This window comes from Paenibacillus sp. FSL R7-0333 (assembly GCF_038000365.1).
Taxonomy (GTDB): domain Bacteria; phylum Bacillota; class Bacilli; order Paenibacillales; family Paenibacillaceae; genus Paenibacillus_AQ; species Paenibacillus_AQ silagei.
On sequence record NZ_JBBOBZ010000001.1, the window covers coordinates 327,981 to 353,337 of the forward strand.

Genomic DNA, 25,357 nt, shown 5'->3' on the forward strand with positions numbered 1-25,357 from the left:
CCTTCCGGGCTGCGTAATTACTGGGCTTTGTTCGGCAAGGATGTGCGGCGGGATAAGCACCTGTACGTCCTGCTGGCTCCATATATGGTGCTGTTTCTATTGTTTACCGTACTGCCGGTGGCGATTTCAATCATCTTCAGCTTCACGCACTTCAATATGCTGGAGATGCCGCGCTGGATCGGCTGGGAGAATTATTCCAAGCTGCTCTGGAACGATGATGTGTTCCTGATCGGGGTCAAGAATACACTGATTTTCTCGGTCGTTACCGGACCGGTCAGCTATATCGCCTGTTTTCTGTTTGCCTGGCTGATCAATGAGCTGAATCCCAAGCTGCGGGCGTTTATGACCCTGATCTTTTTTGCGCCGTCGATCTCGGGGAATGTATTCTTCATCTGGCAGATCATCTTCTCCAGTGACTCCTATGGGATCATCAACGGACTTCTCATGCAGCTTGGCGTAATCTACGAGCCGATCCAATGGCTGCAGGACCCCAAGTATATGCTGGGGATCATCATGCTGGTACAGCTCTGGCTAAGCCTCGGGACCAGCTTCCTGGCCTTCATCGCCGGCCTGCAGACCGTTGACAAGACGTTGTATGAAGCAGGGGCTGTGGACGGTGTCAAAAACCGCTGGCAGGAGCTGTGGTTCATTACGCTTCCTTCCATGCGCCCGCAGCTGATGTTCGGCGCGGTTATTCAGATCACTGCGTCGCTGGCAGTTGCTGATGTAGCTATGGCGCTGGCAGGCTTCCCGAGTGTGCAGTACGGGGCGCATACGATTGTAACCCATCTGGTGGACTACGGAACGATCCGCTTCGAGATGGGCTATGCCTCGGCGATTGCCACCGTGCTGTTCGTGATGATGCTGGGCAGCAATCTGATTGTTCAAAAGCTGCTGAAGAGGGTGGGTGAATAAGCGGGATGAAGCTGGCGATACGTCTGAATAAAAAAGTAAACCGTTCCTGGCAGGTCGACGCCCTGCTGTTCCTGGCCCTGGCCGGATTCGGATCATTCATGGCGATTCCGTTAATTTATGTCATTAACAATGCGTTCAAGCCGCTGGATGAGCTGTTTATTTTCCCGCCTACGCTGTTTGTACGTAATGCCACGCTTGAGAACTTCGCCAATCTGTTTCAGGTGATGAAGAATTCCTGGGTGCCGTTCTCCAGATATATATTCAACACGGTATTCATTACCGCTGCCGGTACAGCCGGGCATATCCTGCTGGCCTCGGCGGCGGCTTACCCGCTGGCGAAGCATAAATTCCGCGGCTCTAAGGTGCTGTTCACCGTGGTTGTCCTGTCGCTGATGTTCTCACCGCATGTCACCGCGATACCGAACTATATGATTATGTCCGCTCTGGGCTGGATGGACTCCTACCAGGCGGTTATCGTTCCTGCCTTTGCCTATCCGCTGGGACTCTATCTCATGAAGCAGTTCATGGAGCAGATCCCGGATGCGCTGCTGGAGGCGGCGAAGATAGACGGGGCCAGTGAATACCGCATCTTCTGGCAGGTTGTCATGCCGCTGGTGAAGCCGGCCTGGCTGACGCTGCTCATTCTGATGATGCAGATGCTATGGGGCACGGACGGGGGCAGCTTCATCTACAGCGAGCAGCTCAAGACGTTGCATTACGCGATGGGCCAGATTATTCAGGGCGGGATCGCCCGTGCAGGAGTCGGAGCCGCGGTAGCGGTGATTATGATGACCGTGCCGATTGTGACGTTCATTCTGTCACAGAGCAATGTGATTCAGACGATGGCTTCGTCCGGCATGAAGGACTGAAGCGATGGAGGCGTTAGGGTTGAGAATAAAGTCATCAATACTGGTGCTTGTATCCGTGCTGCTGCTTGTGAGCCTGTGCCCTAGGCCGGCCGGGGCTGCGCCGTATGAAGGATATACCTACTCCTACTGGGGAGACGCGGTTCAGTCGCCGATTGCTTATCTTCCTTCGAGGGCCATCAGCGGGCTGGAGGCAGGGACGGGAGCCTGGACCGCTCCGGGAGACCTGTTTGTCTCAGCGGAAGGGCTGCTCTATGTGCTCGATTCCGGGAACGGGAGGATTGTGGTGCTGGATAAGGAGTGGAACACACTCCGTGTCATCGAAGGCTTCCGGAACGGGGAGAAGAAGGACAGCTTCAATAACCCGGAAGGTCTCTTCGTTACGGACGCCGGCCGGATCTACGTGGCGGATACGGAGAACAGACGGCTGGTCGAGCTGGACGGCACAGGGACCTTCGTGCGGGAGATCGGGGCGCCGAAGGCGGATGTGATCGGAGCGGGTTTTGAGTATTTTCCGCGGAAAGTGATTGTGGATAAGGCAGGCCGCATCTATGTGGTCGGCAGAGGGGTCTACGAAGGGCTGATCGAGTTCGACAGCGACGGGCAGTTCACAGGCTTCATGGGCACGAACAAGGTGCAGTTTGATCCGGTGGATCTGTTCTGGAAGTCGGTATCGACCAAGGAGCAGCGCGAGAAGATGGTGCAGTTCATTCCGCTGGAATTCAATAATGTCGATGTCGATGAGGATGGCTTCATCTATACCACTACGGTGGATAAGAAGACCTTCTCTCCGGTAAAAAGACTGAATCCCTCCGGCATCGATGTCCTGCGGGTTGGCGGGGAGATTCCACCGATTGGAGATCTGAGTAAGGACCGCTCCGCCTTCATTGACATTGATGTGACCGGAAACGGGGTCTACCGGGCACTGGACGCCACGCGCGGGCGGATCTTCACCTACAATGAGGACGGCAAGCTGCTATATGTAATCGGCCAATTGGGCAGCCAGCTCGGCACATTCAAGAACCCGGCGGCGCTGGAGAGCTATGAGAATGCGATTTATGTGCTGGACCGTGATCTGGGGAGAATTACCGAGTTCACGGTGACCCGGTTCGGCAGCATGGTGAATGAAGCCAACACCCTGTACAGCTCCGGCAAGCATGATGAAGCCGCGAAGCTGTGGCGGGAGGTGCTGAAGCTGGATGCCAACTATGAGATGGCGTATGTTGGCATCGGCAAATCGCTGCTCCGCCAAGGCGAATACAAGGAGGCTATGACCTATCTGAAGCTGGGCAATGACCGCGAATATTACTCCAAGGCACTTGGGAAATACCGCAGGGAGTATATGCGCGATCACTTCAGCATCTATATGACGGGAATGATAGCCGTGCTGCTGGGCGGCTACGTGATTGCCCGCCTTGTGAAGCGGCCGAGAAAGGGAGGGAGGGTCCAGGATGCTATTTCTTAAGGACATTAAATATTCACTGCATGTAGCAGTACACCCCTTCGACGGATTCTGGGATCTGAAATACGAGAATAAGGGTAAGCTGCGAATGGCACTGGGCATTCTTATATTCCTTACCCTGACCATGATCGTGAAGCGCCAATATGTGGGCTATGTGGTCAATTATAATCACCCGCTAGCACTGAACAGCATCAATGAGCTCAAGTATATTATTTTCCCGTTCCTGCTCTGGTGCCTGGCGAACTGGTCGCTGACGACGCTGATGGACGGGGAAGGGAAGTTCGCGGAGATCGTCATTACGACAGGCTACGCCCTGCTTCCGCTGATTCTGATCAACATTCCCAATATCCTGCTCAGCAACGTGATTACGCTGCGGGAGGCTTCCTTCTATCATTTGCTGGATGCTCTGGCCACGCTGTGGTTCGTGTGGCTCTTGTTCATCGGGACCATGACGGTTCATCAGTACACGGTGCTCAAAACGATTACAACCATGCTGCTGACGCTGGCCGTGGCGGGCATCATCATCTTCCTGGGCCTGCTGTTCTTCAATCTGATCCAGCAAATTGTCAGTTTTGTCTACACCGTCTACCAGGAGCTTTCACTTCGCGGATAAGAAAGGAGGAGCCAGGCTTTGAAGAAGAAGCTAACCATCATTGCAATTGTGCTTATGCTCAGCGGCGCAGCCGTCCTGCCGTACGCGGACTTGGCCGAATCCGCACCTGAAGCTGAATCGGCGGTACAGTCTGAAGCAGCGATACAATCCTCAGCGCAGAGCGTGCAGGACACCCCGAAATCGCCGGAGCTATCTGCAGACATGAAGGAGGCACTGGACAACGAATATCTGACCCTGTATCTGAATCAGATGACCACGGAGATCGCCGTTAAGGATAAGAAGAGCGGAGCACTCTGGTATTCTAACCCGCAGGACCGCGAACAGGATGCTGTCGCCACCGGATATAACAAATCCAAGCTGAATGTGCAGGTGGAGCTGACCTATTATGACAGCAAGGGCAATCTGATGAACTACGACAACTACATCCACAGTGTGCAGAGCGGCCAGTTCACCATCGAGGAATCGGGCGACAGCCTGAATATCGTGTATACGCTGGGGGAGGTCAAGAGCAATATCGACGGTATTCCCAAATACATCAGTGAAGAACGCTTTCGTACCCTGATTATCGGCCGCCTTGAGAAGGACAGTGACAAGAAGGAGATCGAGAAGCGGTTCAGGTACGATGAGCCGAACAAGCGGTATGAAAGAAGGGATACCTCCTTCAAGGGAGTGGGGCTGAAGAAGGTGACCTCCCTGTTCGGGCAGATCGGCTATGATGAGGCGCAAATCGCCATCGATAAGGCGGCCTACGGTGAAGAGGAGGACGGAGCCGCTCTGGTGACGCTTCCCCTGGAATACCGGCTGGACGGGAAGCTGCTGCGGGTAAGCATCCCGGGCGATAAGGTCCGTTATCCGGATAATATGCATATTCAGAGTTTGTCGCTGCTGCCGTTTTTTGGGGCGAGCGGGACGAAGGATGAAGGCTACAGCCTGGTGCCGGACGGCTCCGGGTCGCTGATACACTTCAATAATAACAAGCTCTATGCTACCCCTTACCGTACCGCGATGTACGGGCCTGATGCTGCGCTGACCCAGCTGGGGCAAGTGCAGAAGGAGGAGACCGCACGGCTGCCTGTATTCGGCATGAAGGTTCAGGACCGCGGCTTCCTGGCGGTGATCGAGAGCGGAGATGCGGTTGCAGCCGTGGAGGCAGACGTCAGCGGACGGCTGAATCAGTATAACTATGTCTTCTCCAGCTATACGCTGGGCAGTCTGGAGGAAGTGACGCTGACCAACGGCTGGCGCTCCAGTACGGTGAAGCAATTTCAGGCAGGTATCTTCCCCGGAGATATCACTGTAGCGTACAGCTTCCTTGATCAGGAGGAAGCCAGCTATTCAGGCATGGCTGCGAAATACCGGGAGTACTTAATCGAACATACCGGGATGGCAAGGCTGGAAGAGGCGGAGGACGTTCCCTTCTACCTGGAATTGATCGGCGGCATTCCGAAGAAGAAATTCTTCCTGGGCATTCCTTACAGCGCTTATGAGCCGCTTACTTCCTTCAAGGAGGCCGAGGTCATTCTGGAGCAGATGCAGGAGAAGGGGATCGGGGACATTCAACTGCGGTATACCGGATGGTTCAACGGCGGCATCAACCATAATTACCCGAAGGGCGTATCGGTGGACAGCAAGCTTGGCGGGGCAAAAGGGCTCAAGGAGCTGCAATCTTACGCACAGGATAAGGGAATTACACTGTATCCCGATGCTTCATTTCTGCAGACCTTCCCGGAAGCCAAGGGCTTACGCAAATCACAGGCCTCCCGGCTGATTACGGGCAAGCTGGCGCATACGTATCCCTATGATATCTCTGACCTCAAGCAGGATGTGAAGCAGCCCTCCGGTTATGTCGTCAGTCCCCGGGTACTGCCGGGTGTGGTAGACGGCTTCCTCGGGGATTATACAGCGCTTGGAGTGGACGGCTTGTCCCTGCGGGATCTCGGCAGCGGGCTGAATTCCGATTTCAATGCGGAGAATCTGGTTGACCGCCAGCGGGCCGAGGGAATCGTCAAGGAGCAGCTGGAGCGCATGAGCAGCTCGGTGCCCCGCTTGATGGTGGAAGGCGGCAATGCGTACGCGGCGCCCTTCGCCCGTCATATAGTGGCTGCGCCCATGCAGAGCAGCGGGTTCAATATTACGGATGAGAGCATCCCCTTCTTCCAGATGGTGTACCACGGCTATCTGCAATATGCCGGAACCGCCTGGAATATGGCTGACGATCAGGATGCATCACTCAGCCTGCTGAAGGCGCTGGAGACCGGGAGCGCACCTTATTATACCTGGTTCTATGCAGATCCCTCTGCGATCAAGATGACAGGCTTCGACCGGCTGTATTCAGCCGATTACCGCAGCTGGATTGACCAGGCAGCCGGGCAGTATCAGGCCTTGAGCCGTGTACTGAAGAGTGTCCAGTCCCAGACGATCAAGGAGCATAAGAAGCTTGCGGCCGGTGTCTATCAGACGACCTATGAAGCAGGTACCGCAATTATAGTGAATTATAACCGTGCACCGGTGACTGTGGGCGGAGTAACCGTAGACGGACGGAATTACCGGGTAGGAGGTGAGCAGCAATAATGAAGCTTAAGAAGCTGTCCCTGGAGCAAAAAAACAGATATTACGGCCTGTACTTTATTCTTCCCTGGTTCGCGGGCTTCTGCTTCCTGTTCCTGACGCCGCTGCTGTCTTCCCTGCGGTTCAGCCTCAGTAACCTGCAGGTCAATGATGAGGGCTTCACGCTGAAGTATATCGGACTCGCGAACTTCCGGGAGGCGCTGTTCTCCCATGAATCCTATGTCCGGACATTAACGGAATCCGTGATGAATATCGTGCTGAACACCCCGCTTATTCTGATTTTCAGCCTGTTTTTCGCTGTGCTGCTCAATCAGAAATTCCATGGCAGAGTGCTGGCCCGGGCCATCTTTTTCCTGCCGGTTATTCTGGCCTCGGGCATTATTGCCAGCATTGAGAACGGCGATCTGATGCAGTCTGTGGTGCGCAGCGCCAGTGATTCCACGGGCGGAGGGCTGTCGGTGATCAAGAATCTGGAGCTGACCACGCTGCTGATCGAATCCGGTCTGAGCCCCACTGTGGTGCAGTATCTGACTGGGGCGGTGAGCCGGATCTATGAGATTGTCAGCCAATCGGGCGTGCAGATCCTGATCTTCCTGGCGGGGCTGCAATCGATTTCCCCTTCCCTGTATGAGGCGGCGAAGATTGAAGGCTCCACAGGCTACGAGGCCTTCTGGAAAATTACGTTTCCGATGATCGGCCCGCTGATCCTGACGAATCTGGTCTATACCATCATCGACAGCTTCATCAGCGACCAGACCAGCCGCATGGTGGTGGATACAGCGTTTAAGAGCTTCAATTTCGGGCTGAGCGCAGCCATGTCCTGGATGTATTTTGCCATCATTGCGCTGCTGTTGTGGATTACGACGGCGCTGATCTCACGCAAAGTCTTTTATCAAGACTAGCGGTTAGGAAGGAGGAACATTCATGAAGACAGAGACCGCAGCAATGCCGCACCGCTCCAGGAAAGAGCAGCTGCACAGGCTGGCCTCGGCCGCTTATTGGGTAGAATTTTCGAAAAAATGGTTATGGGTCATCGCCCGCTTTGTGCTGGTCTTCGGTATCTCGTTCGTCATCCTGTACCCGATCCTGCTGAAGCTGTCGATTGCGTTCAAGAGTATGGATGATTTGTATGATTCCACCGTGATCTGGGTCCCGCAGGCCTTCACCCTGGAGAACTTCAGGCTGGTCTTCACAGCGATGAACTATCCGGCAGTCCTGCGGAACACCCTGCTGTTGTCCTCAGCGGTTATGGTGCTTCAGACGATCATCTGTGTGCTGGCCGGTTACGGCTTTGCCCGAATTAAGTTCAGGGGGAGCGGGCTGCTGTTCGCGGCAGTGATCTTTACGATCCTTGTCCCCTCCCAGACAATCATGATTCCGCTGTACCTGCATTTCAAGAACTTTGACCTGTTCGGCCTGATTGAGCTGTTCATGGGGAAGCCGGCGAATCTCATTAACACGTATTGGCCGTTTATTATTTCTTCAATGCTCGGGATGGGCGTTAAGACAGGGCTGTATGTCTATATTTTCCGCCAGTTCTTCAAGGGCATTCCACGGGAGATTGAGGAAGCGGCCTATGTGGACGGAGCAGGCTATTTCACCACCTTCGCCCGGGTGATTCTGCCCAATGCCATTCCGTCTATGGTAACGGTAATGCTGTTCTCCTTCGTGTGGCAGTGGAATGACTCCTTCTTCACCAATATGTATCTGAACGAACCGAAGGTCATGTCATCGATGATGTCATCGGCGGGCTACGGCATTGCTACCTACATGACCGGCGGCGGCCAGGCAGCGAATTCGCTCGTTCAGGACCCGTTCTTCATGTCCATGATGATGAATACCAGTGTGCTGATGGCGATTCTGCCGCTAATTATTCTCTATGTATTCGTTCAGCGGCATTTCGTTGAGAGTGTGGAGCGGTCCGGTCTGGTTGGTTAGGAGGAGGATAGGAGCATGAAGCGGCTGGCAGTTACGGCGGTTATCGGCGTTGTTCTAGTGTGTGTTGTTGTTGTTGTTGTAATTCTGTTCAGTAATAGGAAAGAGGAGGAAATCCCTGTGCAGCACCAGAAACCGCCGGATGCGGCAGTGACGATAGACGGCAATGTCCGCTATCAGACTATCGATAACTTTGGCGCATCCGACGCCTGGTCCATGGACCCCCTGGGGAAGGAGTGGACCGAAGAGAATAAGAACAAGGTGGCAGATTTGCTGTTCTCACGTACCGAAGGAATCGGGCTGTCGGCCTGGCGCTTCAATATAGGCGCAGGCTCGGTAGAGACCGATCAGGCGATCATTCCAGATCCGTGGCGAAGAACGGAAGCCTTCAAAATAACGGAGGAAGCGCCGTACGACTGGAGCAGGCAGGCAGGCCAGCAGTGGTTCCTGCGGGCGGCTAAGGAGCGCGGAATCGAATCCCTGATTGCCTTCGTCAACAGCCCGCCGGTCTGGATGACCCGGAATGGTCATGCCCAGCCTGATCCAGAGGTAGGGTCCAGTAATTTGAAGGAAGGCTCTGAAGCGGCCTTCGCCTCTTTCCTGATTGAGGTGCTGGAGCATTTCAAGCAGGAGGGCCTTGAATTCGATTATATCAGTCCCGTTAACGAGCCGACCTGGGACTGGAATCATGCGCAGCAGGAAGCCAGCCGGTACAACAATGACGACCTGAAGCGGGTGATTCTGGAGCTGCATGCCCAGCTCCGCGCCAGCGGGCTGGAAGCGCAGATCAGTGCCCCGGATGGGGTGGAGATTACCTCTCTGCTGGATGATGAACACTACCGGGAATTCACGGGCAGCGGCGTCTATTCCAGCGGGGCTAACAGCCTGGGGCTGGGAAAATACCGTGAATATATTAAGGACCTGCTGGGTGACCCTGTGCTGAAGGAAGCGGTAGGCAACAAGATCGCCTCGCATTCCTACTGGTCCGACTACAGTCATTCCGGCGACGACCGGTTGGTGAAGCTAAGAAGGCTGCTGGAGCGCAATCTGAAGCAATATGATCCGCAGGCCAAATATTGGGTCACCGAATACTGCATTATGGGCGACTATGGCCCGGGACGGGATCTGGGGATGGAGCCCGCGCTGCAGGTGGCGCGCACCATTCACTTCGATCTGACCGAGGCGGATGCAGCCGCATGGCAGTGGTGGACCGCAGTGTCCAAGGTAGATTACAAGGACGGCTTGTTATACACCGATTACACTCAGCCTGGGGATGAGCAGAACATCCTGACCTCGAAGATTCTGTGGTCGCTCGGTAATTACAGCAGGTTCATCCGTCCCGGAGCGGTGCGGATTGCACTCTCCGGTCTGAGTCAGGAAGCCGGAAGCGGGCTGCTCGGCTCGGCTTATGTGCACGAGGAGGAGCAGAGCATGACGGCGGTGCTGGTGAATGACAGCCTGGAGGAGAAGCGGGTGCAGCTCACGCTGAGCGGACTGGGACTAAAGGCATCTGCCTTGCGTTCCTATGTAACCAATGAGCAGCTGGATCTGGCCCGCGGCGAGGATGTGGCTGCTGATGAAGCTGCTAATGGGACAGCAGATGGGGAGCAGGTATTCCAGGCCTTGATTCCGGCCAAGTCGGTGGTGACCCTGATGGCAGGCGGGCCGGAGTTAGAGGAGCAGGCAGGCCAGCCGGGTGAGGTTGCCGGAACTCGGGTTACCGGGACTCAAGCTGCACAGGACTTTCCGGCGGCGGCGGACTATGCGGGCTATCTGTTCAGCTATTTCACAGGCGAAGGGACCGGGGACGGCGAGCAGGTATACTTTGCCCTCAGCGAAGGCAATGACCCGCTGCATTGGCAGGAGCTGAACGGCGGGAAGCCTGTGCTAATCTCCCCCTTGGGCAACAAGGGAGTCAGAGATCCCTTCATCATCCGTTCGCCTGAAGGGGGACAGTTCTATCTGATCGCCACCGATCTGAAGATCAACGGCAATTGGGATTGGGGCGCAGCCCAGACACGGGGCAGCCGGTCGATCATCGTGTGGGAATCGGATAATCTCGTGGACTGGTCGGAGCCTTGGGAAGCCAAGGTCTCGCCGGAGGAGGCGGGGAATACCTGGGCACCTGAGGTGATCTATGACCAGGAGAGCGGAGAATATATCGTATTCTGGGCCTCGCGGATGTACGCCGATTCTACTCACACCGGGGACGCCTACCAGACAATCCTGTATAGCAAGACACGCGATTTCCGCGCGTTCACAGAGCCGCAGGTCTATATGGACTATGGGCATTCGATCATCGATACCACTATGGCGGCATATAACGGGAAGATTTACCGATTCACCAAGGATGAGCGCGAGCAAGGCCCGGAATCCCCTTTTGGCAAAATGGTGTTCCAGGAGTCCCTGGATTCGGTATTTGCGCCTGCGGTGAAGCTGCTAAGCGGAAGTGTCGGCGGACTGAAGGGCATTGAAGGGCCAACCCTGTTCAAATCCAACACGGAGGAGAAGTGGTATCTGTTTGTGGATGAATTCGGAGGGAGAGGGTACATCCCGCTGGAGACGGAAGATCTTGATTCGGGCAAGTGGACGGTATCCACTGATTATGAGCTGCCGGCCAGCCCCCGCCATGGAACGGTAATTCCGGTTACCCGGCGTGAGTACGACGCTCTATACGCCAAGTTCATACAATGATCTAAGGCCGGGCCTAACGTACACGCTGGACGGGGCCGGTATACAAAAACAGGTTCACCCTTGCCATTACGGCAGAGGTGAACCTGTTTGCTTAGAGCATCATGCTGAAGGCAGATGCTTATTTCGCGCTTTCGTAACGCTTGCCGACTTCTTCCCAGTTCACTACGTTCCAGAACGCCTTGATGTAGTCAGGACGTTTGTTCTGGTAGTTCAGGTAGTAGGCATGCTCCCATACATCGAGGCCGAGGATTGGAGTTGCGCCTTCGCTGATCGGGTTGTCCTGGTTCGGTGTGCTGGTTACAGCAAGCTTGCCGTCCTTCACAACGAGCCAAGCCCAGCCGCTGCCGAAGCGTGTAGTAGCTGCAGCCGCGAAGTCTTCCTTGAATTTATCGAAGCCGCCCAGCTCGCTGTCAATGGCAGCAGCCAGTGCGCCAGTTGGTGCGCCGCCGCCATTCGGTCCAATCACTTCCCAGAACAGGGTGTGGTTGGCATGTCCACCGCCGTTGTTGCGGACCGCTGTGCGGATCGCTTCCGGTACAGCGTTCAGGTCGGTCAGAAGCTCATCGATGCTTTTGTTTTGCAGTTCGGGTGCCTTTTCCAGTGCGGCGTTCAGGTTCGTCACATAAGTGTTATGGTGCCTGTCATGATGAATCTCCATCGTCAATGCGTCGATGTGTGGTTCAAGTGCGTTGTTCGGATACGGAAGTGCCGGTAATTGAAAAGCCATGGAAAAATCCCTCCTGATTATATGTTGGTTTGGTTATATATCCTTCGAGATACTACTATTAAAACGTATCTGGAACAATAATGCAACACTAAATAAACAAAAATGTTTAAAAAGTATTTTCCCGTCCGTAGCTCACTGAAAATGTTAAGGCTGTGTTAAACTAGTGAGGCTTCGTAACCGGGACGTTTTGACTACTATAATCTCCTAATAGATGTTAAATATGAAACTATATTGAATGTAAACGCTTCATATCAAGCGCTTTCAAAAGAAAAATGATGATAACGCGAGAAAAGTGTGCTTTAATAGAGACAAAAGCAGGTATTCCTCGGTTTTTGATGCTTTTTTCCACTTTATGCTGTTATGGAAACTCCTTCTTTTTGTAAAATCATAAGCCATAGAAAAGGGAGACTTGAAAGTATGCACGTTCGTTCCTTTCAATTAAGCGATGTAACTCCAGTGACTGAATTGCTGCAGACCGCATTATCGGAAGAATGTTTCGAGAGCACGATCGAGCCTTTCTCCAGGCAATTGTCATGGGATTCTGATCTCATTGTAGTTGCTGAGGATGAAGGAGAAATCATCGGTGCGCTGATTGGTACGATTGAGAAGAATCACGGCTGTTATTTCCGCATTGCCGTCCATCCGGATTACCGCCGCAGAGGAGTCGGTAAGAGTCTTGTAACGGCTATGGAGAGCAGATTTCAGGCGCGGAAGGTCAGCGGCATTTATGTTGCCGTCGATGAACACAATTCTTTTGCAATGCCTCTATATGAAGCCATGGGTTATGACGAGAACCACATTTTCAAATCCGTGCGCAAGCTGAGCATTGTCGGGTAACTGTTGCTGAACCGCTGCTGTAAGCGGAATCAAAGGTCAGAGTAGAGAACTGTTGCAGGGCGGATACTTTGAATATGGGTATTCCTGCATAGTCTGTTTCATTATACTAAAGCATATCTTCCCTATGTCCATTGCAAATGGGCGGGAGATATGCTTTTCTATTGTTAAGGAACGGATAACCCAATCGAAGCAAGTAGGTGGCCTATGAACCGGGAGCTTGAAGAAGATTTCATGCGGAGCCGCAGACAAAGATACAGATCAGTGACGCATAACAAGTCCAGACAGAAGTCGAGAAGAACATGGATCAAGGATATGCGGGAGTGGATCATTACGGCGGGGATTGTGTTCGCTGTGATGTCGCTGCTTAATATCTATGTGTTCAATGTGTCAACTGTAATCGGCCAATCCATGGAGCCTACCCTCTATCAGGGGGAGAAGCTGATTATTAATAAAATCGCCCTCAGCTTCGGGAATCCGGGCCGCGGGGAGGTTGTCGTCCTTCATGATCCCAGTACGGGACCCAGCCGCAAGGAATATCTGGTCAAGCGGGTGATCGGCATTCCCGGCGACATTATTGAAGTACGGAACCAGCAGCTCTATCTCAACGGCAAGCTGCTGGATGAGCCATATATCGATACGTCTATAGAAGATCCCGATTTCAGCAGTCTGACCGTGCAGGCGGGGACCTACTTCGTCATGGGGGACAACCGGCATGCCGGAGCCAGCAAGGACAGCCGTTATTTCGGCGCTGTTGCAGGGGAGAGTATTGTGGGTAAGGTCTCCCTGATCTGGTGGCCTCTCTCTAAGATGAAGGCCCTGTAGAGCAACCTTAGTCAATCTATAAAGGAGAGGCGGATATGCACCTCAACATCCAGAAAGGTTACGCTCCGCCCCCTTCCAAATGGGAGGAACTTAAGGCAGAGATTAAGGCGGCTCTACCCGCGCTCGGTATCGATGATATCGGGTTCACCACTGCGGAGCCGTTTTTATATTTGAAGAACATTCTTCAGGAGCATCGGGACAAGGGGTACGAATCCGGCTTCGAGGAGCCTGACCTGGACAAGCGGACGGTTCCCGCCCTCCAGTCCGGGGAGCAGCCGCTCTCCATCATTGCGATTGCCGTGGCCTATCCCTCCAAGATGGAGAATCCGCCCAAATCCGAGCCGGGTGCACGCAGAGGCATTCTGGCCCGCGCCTCCTGGGGCCAGGATTACCATCATGTCCTTCGTGAAGCGCTGGCGAAGCTGGAGAGCTTCATCCGTGAGCGTGTCCCGGATGCTGTGCTGGAGAGCATGGTGGATACGGGAGCGCTGGTAGACCGGGCAGTAGCGGAGCGGGCAGGGATCGGCTTCAGCGCCAAAAATTGTGCGATTATCTCTCCCAAGTGGGGATCATGGATCTATCTGGGGGAGATGGTGACGAATCTTCCGCTGCCTCCAGACCAGCCTGTGGAGGAGGGCTGCGGTGACTGCACGAAATGCATCGATGCCTGCCCTACCGGCGCGCTGGTCGGACCGGGACAGCTCAATGCCCAGGCCTGCATCTCCTTCCTGACCCAGACCAAGGGCTTCCTGAGTGAGAACTATATGACCAAGATCGGGAACCGGCTCTATGGCTGCGATACCTGCCAGATTGTCTGTCCGCATAACCGGGGCAAGAACTGGGACCACCGCCCGCAGCTTCTGCCTGATCCTGAGGTGGTCAAGCCGCTGCTGCTGCCGATTCTGGACCTCAGCAACCGCGAGTTCAAGGAGAAGTTCGGCAGCAGCTCGGCGGCCTGGCGCGGCAAGAAGCCGATGCAGCGCAACGCGGTCATTGCGCTGGGCAATTTCAAGGAGGCTTCGGCGGTGCCGAAGCTGACGGAGCTTCTGCTGAAGGAGCCGCGGCCGGAAATGCGCGGAACCTCGGCCTGGGCGCTCAGCCGCATCGGCGGCGAAGAGGCGCTTGCGGCAGTCGAGCAGGCGCTGGAGAGCGAAGCGGACGCTACGGTGCGCGACATGCTGGAGCGGGCGCTGGACAAGCTCCGCGGGCAGGGAGCAGCGGACGGGGAATAAGCCGGAAATCAACCGTAGGCCAGCGGGATTTGCCAATTGCTGTCCAGTTGTTGAAATGCTATGATAGATTCGCGTGCCTGAACAGGGTTATCGCCAGACAATAGAGTACAAAGGTGGATTACAGATGAATATTGCATTGCCTATTATTACGCTTGTGGTAGGTCTGATCGGCGGATTCTTCATCGGTGTGTATTATCTGCGCAGACAGATGACAACGATGCAGAATGATCCTGAAATGCTGCAGAAGGTTGCCAAGCAAATGGGGTATAACCTGAACGGGAAGCAAATGCAGCGTGCCCAGCAGATGATGAAGAACGGTAATCCGCCGGGGCGTCCTGCTGCGGGCAAAGGACATTCCCGCAAGAAGTAATAATGATGATCGTATGAAATAGATAAGAGTCAGCTGCAGGTGCGGAAGGGGGGAGTTTTCATGGGGGGCATCAAGGAGTACAAGAACGGGAAGGTTTCTGTAAACCGTGAGCAGATTGAGTATCATGTTGAGAAGATTCTGGAATTAATTGGTGAGGATACGAGCCGTGAAGGCCTGCTGGAAACACCGGCCAGAGTGACCCGGATGTATGAAGAGATCTTCGGCGGTTATTCCGTTGATCCGCGCGAAGCGCTGGGCGTAACCTTCGACGAGTCTCATGAAGAGCTGGTCATTGTGAAGGATATTGTCTACTATAGCCAATGCGAGCATCACATGGCTCCATTCTTCGGCAAGGTGCATATCGGTTATGTGCCCAGCGGCCGCATTGCCGGACTCAGCAAGCTGGCCCGGCTCGTAGAAGCGGTCAGCCGCCGGTTACAGGTGCAGGAGCGCATCACAGCCCAGATCGCCGACATCATGACCGAGGTGCTGAATCCGCACGGTGTCATGGTTGTAGTCGAAGGGGAGCATCTGTGCATGTGTGCCCGGGGTGTGAAGAAGCCGGGCAGCAAGACGGTTACGATGGCCACCCGCGGCACCTTCCGTGAGGACGCTGCGGCAAGGGCCGAATTCCTGGCCTTGATCAAGGAATAAAGCCGGAGCCGGGAAGGATAAGCTTGCCGGACCGGCCCTGCAAGCGCAAAAGCCCGCCTGCCACTTCAACAGTGGCGGCGGGCTTTTGCGCGCGAAGGTGCGTGGCTCAAATGTATGCGAAAAACAACATACATTTGCTGGCACGCAGGCATGTGGCCCGAATGTATGCGGAAAATAGCATACATTTGCTAGCGCGCAGGCTTGTGGCCCCGAATGTATATGAAAAACAGCATACATTATGCTCGCTAGCAGGCACACGGACCGAATGTATGTGAAAAACAGTATACATTATGCTCGCTAGCAGGCACACGGCCTAAATGTGTGTGAAAAACAGCATACATTGTGCTCGCGCGAAGGTGTGTGGCCCAATACCTCCACAGCTTCTAATAAATTTAGAGAAATCCTGCAAGAAGTGCAACAATGCTACTCCATACAAGCAGCCGGTGAGAGTGAACAACCTCAGAATTGGCCAGAGATACGCAAAACGCCGCCATGAGAGGGAGGAATCAGCCTCAGAAAGGCTGCCAGACCAGCTTGCGGGCGGCCCCGTAGCGCTCGGCGACATAAGGCCAGTTCACGACTCTCCACCAGTCCTGGATGTAATCGGCGCGGTTGTTCTGATGCTTGAGGTAATAGGCATGCTCCCACACATCGAGCGCCAGCAGCGGAACGACATCCCATTGGGACAGATTTTGATGCTTCTCAGCCGTCAGGATCTCCAGTCTGCGGCTGCGCGGGCTCCAGACCAGAATAGCCCATCCGCCGCCCTCGACTTTACCCGCGGCCTCAGTGAACTGGGTCTTGAAGGCGTCATAGCTTCCGAAGCTGCGTTCTATAGCGTCCAGCAGGGCGCCGGAGGGGCGGCCGCCTCCTTGCGGGGACATGACATTCCAGAAGATCGTATGCAGATAGTGTCCGGCTCCATTGAACGCAAGCTCCCGCTCCCAATGCTTAACCAGATCGTAGTCGCCACTCAGGCGCGCTTCCGCCAGCTTGTTCTCCGCCTTGTTCAGCCCGTCTACATAGCTCTGGTGATGCTTGTCGTGATGAATGATCATCGTCTTCTCGTCAATATACGGCTCCAGTGCATTATAGGCATAAGGCAGAGGGGGAAGCGTATGCCCGCCGATGGGAACCGAGCCTGCCTCGCGGGATTCCCACAACGGAACTGCGAAGCTTCCTGTTCCCTGTAGACTGTCTCCGCCTGCAGCAGGATCGGGTGAAGGTGCGGGTTCAGCCTGTTCCGGCGGATTCATCCGCAGCATCCCGGGTCCGTAGTCCGCAGGAGTCAGGGCGGCCAGTACAGCGAGGAAGTATTCGGACTCCCGGATGAAGTGCAGCAGCGTGGTTCCCGCCAGGGGGAAGGCATTGACGGCGGCGCTGGCCTCCTTCATGGCCTTCAGGTGCCGGATGAATTCGGCGGACTGGTCGCAGGCGGTGTGCAGCAGCCGCCCGGCTTCGGCAGATGGACTCCCTGGACCGCCTGCGTCCGGTGCCTGCGGATAGGTGAGCAACTGCTGCGCCGTTTGTTCTGTAGCCAGGAAGACAATGGCCCAGTCCTCCAGCAGCTTTACATAAGGCTCCTCCAGGCGTGGGATGATCTGGATCAGGACCTCGGCATGCTCCTTCTCCTGATTTTTCCAGAAGGCAATCTCCCCTAGAATCTGTACTGGCGGCGGTGCAACGAATACATATGGCATAACATGCAGTCCTCCCGTCCTAAAGTTTCATCGGTCCATTATATGCCGGAGAGGGACAGCTTATGAGACTGGCCTGTGAGGGGAATTGCGGCGGATTGGAGGTCCTGTGCCCCGCACAGTAAAAAGGCATGCACAGAATGTATCACAGGATACATCTGCACATGCCTTAGGTAACGATAAGATGCTATTTGCTTGCGGTGGGGTTGCCTTGGCTCCCGCTGATCTGGGCCAGCTGCACATTCCCGAGAAAAGCGGATACCCGCCGCAGATACTCACGCGGGTGCTCGCGGAACAGCAGCTCATGATGGCTGTCCTCCACGATCCATGAATCCGAATACGGATTGCTCTGGTTCGCCGCCAGCTCCTCGGCAATCGGATAAGGTGCCTTATCGTCCTTGGTGCCGTGCATGAACAGTACCGGGAACGGATAATCCTCCGATTTGACCTTGGAGTAAGGAATCTGATTCAGTCCTGTGCCGTTCAGCACCGGGAAGAGCATCTCCATAATCTCCAGCGAAGGCTGGCGGGGAAGATTGATGTTCTGCTTGATGTTATGGTACAGGGTGTCCGGCTCCAGCAGGAAGGTGCTGTCCAGAATCATCGCGTCCACATCTTTGGTTACAAGTCCTGCCTGCAGGGCGGTGCCTGCACCCATCGAGAAGCCCCAGACCACAATCTGGTCTGCCCCCTTCTCCTTGGCGAAGGCAATGGCTCCGAGCAGCTGCTGGGATTCTTTTTTGCCGCCGGTTGCGATATCCCTGTCGGTCTTGGAGGCGAAGCCGTAGTCGAACATGACGACATTGAATCTCAGGCTGTGCGCGTAGTGGGCCAGATCATACATGGGAACCCAGCTCTCCTCGCGGTTCGCGCCATAGCCGTGACTGAAAATAATAGTTTTGGTAGCTCCTTTGGAAGGAATATACCATCCCTCCATCATCCGGCTGCCGTCCTTGGCAGGGAAGCTGATATCCTCGTAGGCAAGCCCCTTGGCCTGATAAGGATTGGAATAGAGTGGGGCTACAGTAGGATTCGAGAGTACCCAGGCAATGTAGGCATGCAGGGCGATGAAGCAGAATACAAAGAAGAAGAATACGGATAACAGCAGGGCCACAATGATGTGCTTGAGGCGTATCATCCGAAGTGGAATTAGTGGTGACGAAGCGGGCTTACCCTCGTTAGGCATACGGGAGACCGGCGCGCCGGGATGACTAGTTGCCAGATTCATAAGGTCCCCTCCTGGAAAGTTTCAAGATTCAGAGCATGAATAGTTCATATATTTAATCGTAAATTTATGCCCTTACAAAGTCAATGGAAATGGTTCTTTTGTAATGTAACTGTAAACTGCGGACGGCTGATTATGGATACGGAATCTGCTGGACTTTATTTAGGCTTTTGCACTAAGATAGGGATATCTTAATAATTATGTAACCGGGTTTCAATAGGTGAAACATGTGAAGGGGAGATCGGGGTGGAAGACCGGAAGCTGACTGTACGCGCCGTAGAACGTGCGCTGGATATATTACTGTGCTTCACTCAGGATAATGATGATTACGACCTTAGTCTGACGGAGATCTCTGCGAAGATCGGCCTGCATAAAAGCACAGTGCACCGCCTGCTGACCACACTGGAGGAGAAGGGCTTCCTGCAGCGGGATGAGGGGACGGACAAATACCGCCTGGGCATCCGCATCTGGGAGCTGTCCACACATCTCCCGACGCTGAACGAGCCGGCGGTGCTTCTGCTGCCCGCCATGGAGCGGCTGCGCGACCGCCTGGGAGAGACGGTCAGCCTGTATCTGCGCGACAATCTGGAGCGTGTGCGCATTCAGGCGGTGCAGAGTCGGCAGGCTATCCGCCGGGTAGCCCAGATCGGGGCAAGGCTGCCGCTCTCGGTAGGCGCATCAAGCAAGGTTCTGGCTGCTTACGCGCCGCCGGAAGTGCAGGTCCGGCTGCTGGCCGACCCCGCATGGCCGGACAGTGTAGACCGCAGCCAGTACCTGGAGCAGCTGAAGGAGATCACCCGCTGCGGCTATGCAACTAGCTTCGAGGAACGGGAGCCGGGAGCGGCAGCCGTGGCTGTGCCCATCGCCGGACGGGCCGGGGGCGTGGTAGCAGCGCTCTCGATGTCCGGCCCGGTCAGCCGTTTGTCGCGGGAGACTCTGGAGGAATATGCTGTCATTTTGGCTGAGGCTGCTGCTGAAATGGGCCTAATGATGGGCTGATCTGAGGCCTCCGGCAGCAGATCTATGAAGGAAAACTTTAGGACATACAGGCTATTCAGCCTTCGTCATTCATTGTATATCTAGTTAAAATGAACTATCATTAGTGATGATTAGCTAAATTAAGAGTGAAGAAATAATAGGAATCCAGGGGCACGAGGTGATGGGATGAAAGTAGCTATACCCGATTCACTGATGGGAGAAATTCAAGAGCTCCAGGATACGTTCGGCTCTGTTACGGGCCAGGCGCTTGTGCTTACGGATCAGGCTGGGAATGTGGTTACGCGCCCGACGCTTTCCGGAATATTCTATCAGAAGATGTTTAAATCTTTACAGGTCATAGAGCGTCCCTTCGAGCCTGCATTGCTCAGAATGGGCCCCTTATCATATCCTGCTGTACTTGAAGAGTGGGTCCCCGGACTGAAGTATGTGGTCAGTCCGCTGGTTCCAGACTATGGGCAGACGTACTATTTATGGTCCGGCTTATATATGGAAGAAGGTACCCGCGGGCTTGTGCTGCAGGCGTTCGAGGCCAAGATGCGGAAACACCCCGACTATGAGATGTTGAAGGATGTACTGGCCGCCATGCCTGAGCTTAGCCGGGAAGGCATCGTCAGCATCAGGGGGAAATTGAGTGTGCTCGGGAATGTGCTCTCCAAATTGCTGGCGGGGTGCGCAGTGAAGCCGCTGGAACAGAGACGGAGCCTGGTGATTACCCAGCTGTTATCCAATCTGGAGAGTGAGTTCCTGAAGATAGAGGTTGTGCTGCAGCAGATGGCCGGTATGTTCTCTGATGCGGAGCTGTATGCCTTTGCCCAAGAGGAGGAGGCCGGACAGTTCAAGGTCAAATATTCTGCCGGCAAAGAAGCAGGACTTCTCATGAATGCCGGGTTCCAGCAGGGAGACGGCTTCCTGGGACAGGCAGTTCTGGGCAGGGAGCCCCGGCACTGGCAGGACATTGCCCAAGATCCGAGATCGTTATTCTTCACTCAGCGCGCAATGACGCAGCCGGAATATTTGTCATGCTATCCGCTGAGAATTCACAGCGGGAAGAGGGCATTGCTGCTTGCTGTAGGCTTTGGGAAGAGCCGTCCAATCCAGGATTATGCCCAGTATGAGCAGAATGTTGCTGCGCTCCTGGGCTTATCCGGACGGGGAGAGCAGCTGGTGCAGCGCGAAGCCCTGCGCAGGGAAGCCACCCAGCGCTTGAAGGAGGCTGCCCGCCTGCTGCCGCAGGCCGCATCCACTCAGGAGCTGGGCACTGTGCTGCTGGATATGGTAATGGGCATGCCGTTCTTCCCGTCATCGGTGCTCGTATTCTTCGAGGAGCAGCCGGGGGATACCCATTACGCCAAGGGGTGGAGGCCGGAGGAGATTGCGCCGTATGTCCAGGACCTCCAGTCCCGTTACTCCTCGCAGGCCTTTCTCTCTTCTGCGATCATCAACGGGGAGGCCGAGGGGCAGGTCTTGCTCGAATGTCCGCTGATTGCCGAGAAGGTATTCAAGGGCATTCTGTCAGTGGGCTTCAGACGCCGCAGCGAAGCCGAGGAGTGGCTGTCCTTAACCGGCTGTCTCGCCAGTCTGGCGAGTACTTCGATCCGTCTGATCGAGAAGGAAGCCAGACATATGAAGCAGGCAGGGGTCTTCACCGGGCAGACACTTCATTACCTCCGGCTCAGTAATCCCGAGCTGCACCGCCTGTCGGCAGAGGCTTCTGCCATGGCGTATGAGCTTGCCCGTTATACAGGACTGCCGGAGCGGGAGTCAGAGCAGATGAGAACGGCTGCTCTGCTGGCTCCGTTCAGGCTGGATTTCCTGCATGGGTACGGGTTCTACCCGGAGGAGCTTTCTTTGCTGAAGCAGGTGGACCAGTTTGCTTCGTTCTATTTTCAGATCAATAAGCCTTCGGTCTCTGTCACTGCCCAACTGCTCGCGCTAGTGCTTCATCATGCAGGCAAGGGCGCGGATAAGGAGCTGCTGGCGGATTCGGATCTGGAGTGGCTGGACCCCTCCCGCTTCAACCTGGATGATCATGTAGTCGGGGAGCTGTACAGTGAGCCGCGAACTACCTTCCAATCCTTCTTGCGCAGCCGCTCGGAAGCGATGTCCGCCAAAAGAGGCGTGTCGGCAGGGAAGCTGCTGAACAGTACGGCACTGAAGACGCCCAAGGAGGAATGGGGAATCTCGCCGCGCGAGGAGGAAGTGCTGGAGCTGATTATTCTGGGCAAGACGAACAAGGATATTGCCAGCGCCTTGTTTATCAGCGAGCATACCGTCAAGAATCATCTGAGCCGTATTTTTAATAAAATGGACGTAACAGACCGCTCACAGATCATAGCACTGGTCTACAAAAGAATATTCGATTCCGAGCGTATCGAGATGTCCTGAAAGCCCTCCTGAGGCTGCGATAATTTATCCGCTTATTTCAGAAAAATGAAATCCCCTTTTAAGCGAAAGGGGATTTTTTTTGATTGCGTGCCCAGAGGCACGCATTATCTAGTTGGTGAAAGTCCAACCAAAGGAGGGACCAAGCCACCTTTGTAGCTAGGATGCTTGCGCATGGCGAAATCTGTGTGTAAAAGCGCATCGACAAAAGTACCGGTCAGAGACCGGGCGAGCAACAATCCAGGCCGCAACATGAAGTGAATCTTGCCGCGCCGTCAAAAAGGCCTTGCGAAGGGGAAGAGAGGATGCCGAGTCTCGAATCAATAGACGAAGGCCAAGGAAACTGTAAAGAACTTGGAACAGCAGTGAAGAATCCTCCGGCGTATAGGGAACGGCATGGATTGAAAGATAATGCAGTGAACTGGGGAGACCCTCCCCCACACGGAAGAAAAAAAAGAAAAAAAAAAGAAAAAAAAAAGAAAAAAAATTTTTTTTTTAGGAACCCGTAAAGAGACGCTCTATAAGTCCAGAAGACGAAATGAACCGTCTGTGGGAAGGGAGTCCGAGGGGCTTATAGTACCGAAGAACCTAAGGACAACATAACCTTAGGGAGGGAAGGAGCCCTGCTTTGTTTACGCTTTTGGAGGAGGTACGAGTGAGTGAATGCCAAACGGCTAACGACACCCAAGGAAAAAGTTCAAGAACTCCAAGAAAAGCTAGGTCATGCGGCCAAGGAGAACAACAAGCGTAAATTCCACGCCTTGTACGACAAAGTCTACCGGTGGGATGTGCTATGCGAAGCCTGGAAACGGGTGAAAGCGAATAAGGGAGCTGCGGGAGTAGATGCCGTAACGCTCGCAGATATTGAAGAACAAGGAGAAACAAGATTCCTCAAGGAATGCGAGCGAGAACTGAAAGAAGGCAGCTACCATCCGCAGCCCGTACGTCGGCACTATATCCCAAAGAAAGACGGGAAGCCAAGACCGCTAGGCATCCCTACCGTGCGTGACCGAGTCCTACAGATGGCAACGAAACTGGTGATTGAACCCATCTTTGAAGCCGATTTTAAAGAAGTCTCCTTCGGATTTCGTCCGAAACGAAGTGCGAAAGGAGCGTTGGAGCGAATTCGTAAAGCCTGCAACCGCAAAGGAAATTGGATAGTCGACATCGATATCCAAGGCTACTTCGACAATATCAATCAGGAGAAGCTCATGAAGTTAATACAAATGCGTATCAATGACAGGCGGATCTTGAAGCTGATACGGAAGTGGCTACATGCGGGAGTGATGGAAGAAGGAAACGTACGGCGCTCCGATTTAGGGACACCCCAAGGTGGCGTGATTTCGCCACTGCTGGCGAATATCTATTTGAACTACTTTGACCGGTTATGGGAGAAACACGGAAGTGGGCTGGGAGAACTGACGAGGTATGCAGACGACTTCGTTGTGGTCTGTAAAACCAAAAAGGATGCGGAACATGCGTATGAACTCATCCGCAACATTATGGAACGTCTGGAACTCACGCTACATCCGACCAAAACCCGCATTGTAGGTCTGTGGACAGGAGACGAAGGCTTCGACTTCTTAGGAATGCACCACCGAAAAACGAAAGCAGAAACCTCTCAAGGGAAGGTGTACTATACCACACAGCAGTGGCTAACGAAGAAGGCAGAGGAACGTATCCGGGGCGTGGTCAAAGACCGATTAGCACCACCCGGCATGCGCTGGAAATCGTTTGAGGAACACGTGGAATGGCTCAATCCCAAGATACAGGGATGGAGAAATTATTATTACACGAAGTATAGCCAAAAGAGGTTAGCGAAGCTGGATTGGTATATTCTGCAGCGATTCACCCGGTGGTATGCAAAGAAGAGAAATCGGAGGAGATGGATGAGTTCATTCCCGGAGGTCAAGTATATGGCCAATAAGTGCGGACTAAAAACGCTATTGTAATCTGCATGCCCATGAATGACAAACATCGGAAAGCCGTATGAGGGAAAACCTCACGTACGGTTTGATGAGGAGGGGCTGGGTTATTACAGCCCTTTACTCTAGAGGAAATTATGATTTTTAACTATATTCTGAATCAGTAATAGGAATGACTTCGCTGATTTCACCGAACACATGGACAGCGCGTGGTCTCATCTGGGCCGAATGTGGTCGAAAAACCGACCACAATGGGGATGCTGCAGGTATTTTGTTCCTGCGGAAAGTTCTCGGGAGAGTTGTCAGCATGTCTACTCTGTGATATATTACTAATGATAATGATTATCAATATCATACATACATAGGGGGATTATCTTGCGATACTCTAAACAAAGTCTTGTCCTGATTGTCTTTACTCTCGTCATGGCTGTCCTGCTGGCAGCCTGCGGTTCATCGGGTAATTCCGGCTCTGGCTCCGGGACGGCAGCGAATGCTCCTGCACCTGCAGCTTCTGAAGCACCCACTGCTGCTCCGGCTGCTGGCGAGCCTTCCGCTGAAGCAGAGATGGTTACCTTCCAGGATAGCGCCGCTGAGGTTCAAGTGCCTAAGAATCCGCAGCGAATCGTGGATACTACAGCCTTTTATACAGGATATCTTCTGGCGTTGGGTGTGAAGCCGGTAGGGGTCATGCAGGGAGCCAAGGATAGTCCGTATCTTGCAGACATGCTTGAAGGTGCAGAAGGGCTTGGTGACGATGTCACCCCGGAGAACATTCTGTCCCTGGACCCTGACCTGATTATTGTGTATACCGGCACAGAAGGCATCGATAAGCTGAAGGAAATTGCGCCTGTGGTACAGATTCAGTATGGCGCCAAGAATTATAAGGATCAGATGCTCGACTACGGCAAGCTGGTGAACAAGAATGATGAAGCTAAGGCCTGGATCGCCCAGTGGGAGGCCCGCATTGCTGAGCTGAAGCCGCAGGTACAGGCTGCTGTTGGCAATAAGACGGTTTCTATCCTGAATCCATATGCCAAGGGACTGTTTGTATTCGGACATAACTATGGCCGAGGCGGTGAGATTCTGTATGGGGAGTTCGGGCTGAAGGCTCCCGCAGAAGCGCAGAAGGAGGCCATCGACAGCGGAACTGGCTGGGCTTCCATCTCCCTGGAGAAGCTGCCGGACTTTGCCGGAGACATTATCTTCACCTGCCCGTGGTCAGGGGATACTACAGACCCGAAGATTGTCTATGACAATCCGCTGTGGAAGGGGCTTCCGGCGGTCAAGGCAGGGAATGTATTCCAGTTGAACCCTGCTGCCGATACGTACAATGACCCGATCTCTCTGGAGAAACAGCTGGATTTCATTACGACCAGCCTGCTGTCAGTCAAATAGGGCATTCCTGAAAAAGACAAAAAGCTGCGCCGGTATCAG

At 54.2% G+C, this 25,357-nt stretch carries 20 protein-coding genes and 1 pseudogene; 18 read left to right on the plus strand and 3 right to left on the minus strand.

Features of this window, described 5'->3' with window-relative positions; translation table 11 throughout:
• Positions 1–9: 9 nt before the first annotated feature.
• The 8 genes from MKY86_RS01410 to MKY86_RS01445 are packed head-to-tail and all read left to right on the plus strand — an operon-like array spanning position 10 to position 11,053.
• A complete protein-coding gene (locus MKY86_RS01410) occupies positions 10–915 on the plus strand; it encodes a carbohydrate ABC transporter permease (protein WP_425355130.1) in 906 nt (301 codons plus the stop codon).
• A 5-nt stretch (positions 916–920) separates the two neighbouring features.
• The gene (locus tag MKY86_RS01415; protein WP_076085569.1) at positions 921–1,784 is read left to right on the plus strand and encodes a carbohydrate ABC transporter permease; all 864 of its coding nucleotides are present in this window, start codon (positions 921–923) and stop codon (positions 1,782–1,784) included.
• A 19-nt stretch (positions 1,785–1,803) separates the two neighbouring features.
• Positions 1,804–3,246 (plus strand): tetratricopeptide repeat protein, encoded by a 1,443-nt coding sequence (locus MKY86_RS01420; protein ID WP_340825753.1) that lies wholly within the window; start codon positions 1,804–1,806, stop codon positions 3,244–3,246.
• Positions 3,233–3,856 carry a Yip1 family protein gene (locus tag MKY86_RS01425; protein ID WP_076085563.1) on the plus strand — a complete coding sequence of 208 codons (624 nt, stop codon included), beginning with the start codon at positions 3,233–3,235 and terminating at the stop codon, positions 3,854–3,856. Before MKY86_RS01420 ends, MKY86_RS01425 begins: the two co-directional genes overlap by 14 nt.
• A gap of 18 nt (positions 3,857–3,874) precedes the next feature.
• Complete coding sequence (locus MKY86_RS01430; RefSeq protein ID WP_076085560.1) at positions 3,875–6,427, plus strand: DUF5696 domain-containing protein; 2,553 nt, start codon at positions 3,875–3,877, stop codon at positions 6,425–6,427.
• Positions 6,427–7,326 (plus strand): carbohydrate ABC transporter permease, encoded by a 900-nt coding sequence (locus MKY86_RS01435; RefSeq protein ID WP_076085557.1) that lies wholly within the window; start codon positions 6,427–6,429, stop codon positions 7,324–7,326. The genes MKY86_RS01430 and MKY86_RS01435 overlap by 1 nt, the downstream gene beginning before the upstream one ends.
• A 22-nt stretch (positions 7,327–7,348) precedes the next feature.
• A complete protein-coding gene (locus MKY86_RS01440; protein WP_083685753.1) occupies positions 7,349–8,362 on the plus strand; it encodes an ABC transporter permease subunit in 1,014 nt (337 codons plus the stop codon).
• 15 nt (positions 8,363–8,377) lie between these two features.
• Complete coding sequence (locus MKY86_RS01445) at positions 8,378–11,053, plus strand: glycoside hydrolase (protein ID WP_340825756.1); 2,676 nt, start codon at positions 8,378–8,380, stop codon at positions 11,051–11,053.
• Between the two features lie 118 nt (positions 11,054–11,171).
• Here the strand turns inward: MKY86_RS01445 and MKY86_RS01450 are convergent, their stop codons facing one another.
• Positions 11,172–11,780 (minus strand): superoxide dismutase, encoded by a 609-nt coding sequence (locus tag MKY86_RS01450; protein ID WP_036723775.1) that lies wholly within the window; start codon positions 11,778–11,780, stop codon positions 11,172–11,174.
• Positions 11,781–12,197: 417 nt separating this feature from the next.
• Here MKY86_RS01450 and MKY86_RS01455 point away from each other — a divergent pair, with 417 nt between their 5' ends.
• From MKY86_RS01455 to folE, 5 genes and pseudogenes are all read left to right on the plus strand, one after another.
• A complete protein-coding gene (locus tag MKY86_RS01455) occupies positions 12,198–12,617 on the plus strand; it encodes a GNAT family N-acetyltransferase (RefSeq protein WP_036723776.1) in 420 nt (139 codons plus the stop codon).
• 204 nt (positions 12,618–12,821) lie between these two features.
• On the plus strand, positions 12,822–13,439 hold the full coding sequence (gene lepB / locus MKY86_RS01460) for a signal peptidase I (RefSeq protein ID WP_081751075.1): 618 nt from the start codon (positions 12,822–12,824) through the stop codon (positions 13,437–13,439).
• A 35-nt stretch (positions 13,440–13,474) separates the two neighbouring features.
• Positions 13,475–14,662, plus strand: a pseudogene (queG, locus tag MKY86_RS01465) (tRNA epoxyqueuosine(34) reductase QueG); the annotation flags it as partial.
• Positions 14,663–14,795: 133 nt separating this feature from the next.
• The gene (locus MKY86_RS01470) at positions 14,796–15,041 is read left to right on the plus strand and encodes a YneF family protein (RefSeq protein ID WP_036700040.1); all 246 of its coding nucleotides are present in this window, start codon (positions 14,796–14,798) and stop codon (positions 15,039–15,041) included.
• Positions 15,042–15,101: 60 nt separating this feature from the next.
• Positions 15,102–15,695, plus strand: coding sequence for a GTP cyclohydrolase I FolE (gene folE, locus MKY86_RS01475; RefSeq protein ID WP_036723782.1), 594 nt, complete (start codon positions 15,102–15,104; stop codon positions 15,693–15,695).
• A gap of 512 nt (positions 15,696–16,207) precedes the next feature.
• On the opposite strand, the gene MKY86_RS01480 is transcribed toward folE, so the two are convergent.
• Both MKY86_RS01480 and MKY86_RS01485 read right to left on the minus strand, forming a co-directional pair.
• Positions 16,208–17,395, minus strand: coding sequence for a Fe-Mn family superoxide dismutase (locus MKY86_RS01480; protein ID WP_076085551.1), 1,188 nt, complete (start codon positions 17,393–17,395; stop codon positions 16,208–16,210).
• A gap of 184 nt (positions 17,396–17,579) precedes the next feature.
• Entirely contained in the window at positions 17,580–18,578 is a 999-nt protein-coding gene (locus MKY86_RS01485) for an alpha/beta hydrolase (protein WP_076085584.1), read from the minus strand.
• A 285-nt stretch (positions 18,579–18,863) separates the two neighbouring features.
• On the opposite strand from MKY86_RS01485, the gene MKY86_RS01490 reads away from it, so the two are divergent.
• The 5 genes from MKY86_RS01490 to MKY86_RS01510 all read left to right on the plus strand — a co-directional run bounded on the left by MKY86_RS01490 (position 18,864) and on the right by MKY86_RS01510 (position 25,318).
• Entirely contained in the window at positions 18,864–19,616 is a 753-nt protein-coding gene (locus MKY86_RS01490; RefSeq protein ID WP_036723784.1) for an IclR family transcriptional regulator, read from the plus strand.
• A gap of 165 nt (positions 19,617–19,781) precedes the next feature.
• Complete coding sequence (locus MKY86_RS34125; protein WP_445669889.1) at positions 19,782–22,001, plus strand: response regulator transcription factor; 2,220 nt, start codon at positions 19,782–19,784, stop codon at positions 21,999–22,001.
• 302 nt (positions 22,002–22,303) lie between these two features.
• A complete protein-coding gene (locus MKY86_RS01500; RefSeq protein ID WP_340825766.1) occupies positions 22,304–22,507 on the plus strand; it encodes a hypothetical protein in 204 nt (67 codons plus the stop codon).
• A gap of 150 nt (positions 22,508–22,657) precedes the next feature.
• Positions 22,658–23,950, plus strand: a complete 1,293-nt coding sequence (gene ltrA / locus MKY86_RS01505; protein WP_340825768.1) for a group II intron reverse transcriptase/maturase — start codon at positions 22,658–22,660, stop codon at positions 23,948–23,950.
• Between the two features lie 348 nt (positions 23,951–24,298).
• A complete protein-coding gene (locus tag MKY86_RS01510) occupies positions 24,299–25,318 on the plus strand; it encodes an ABC transporter substrate-binding protein (protein ID WP_143803879.1) in 1,020 nt (339 codons plus the stop codon).
• The last annotated feature ends 39 nt before the right edge of the window (positions 25,319–25,357 follow it).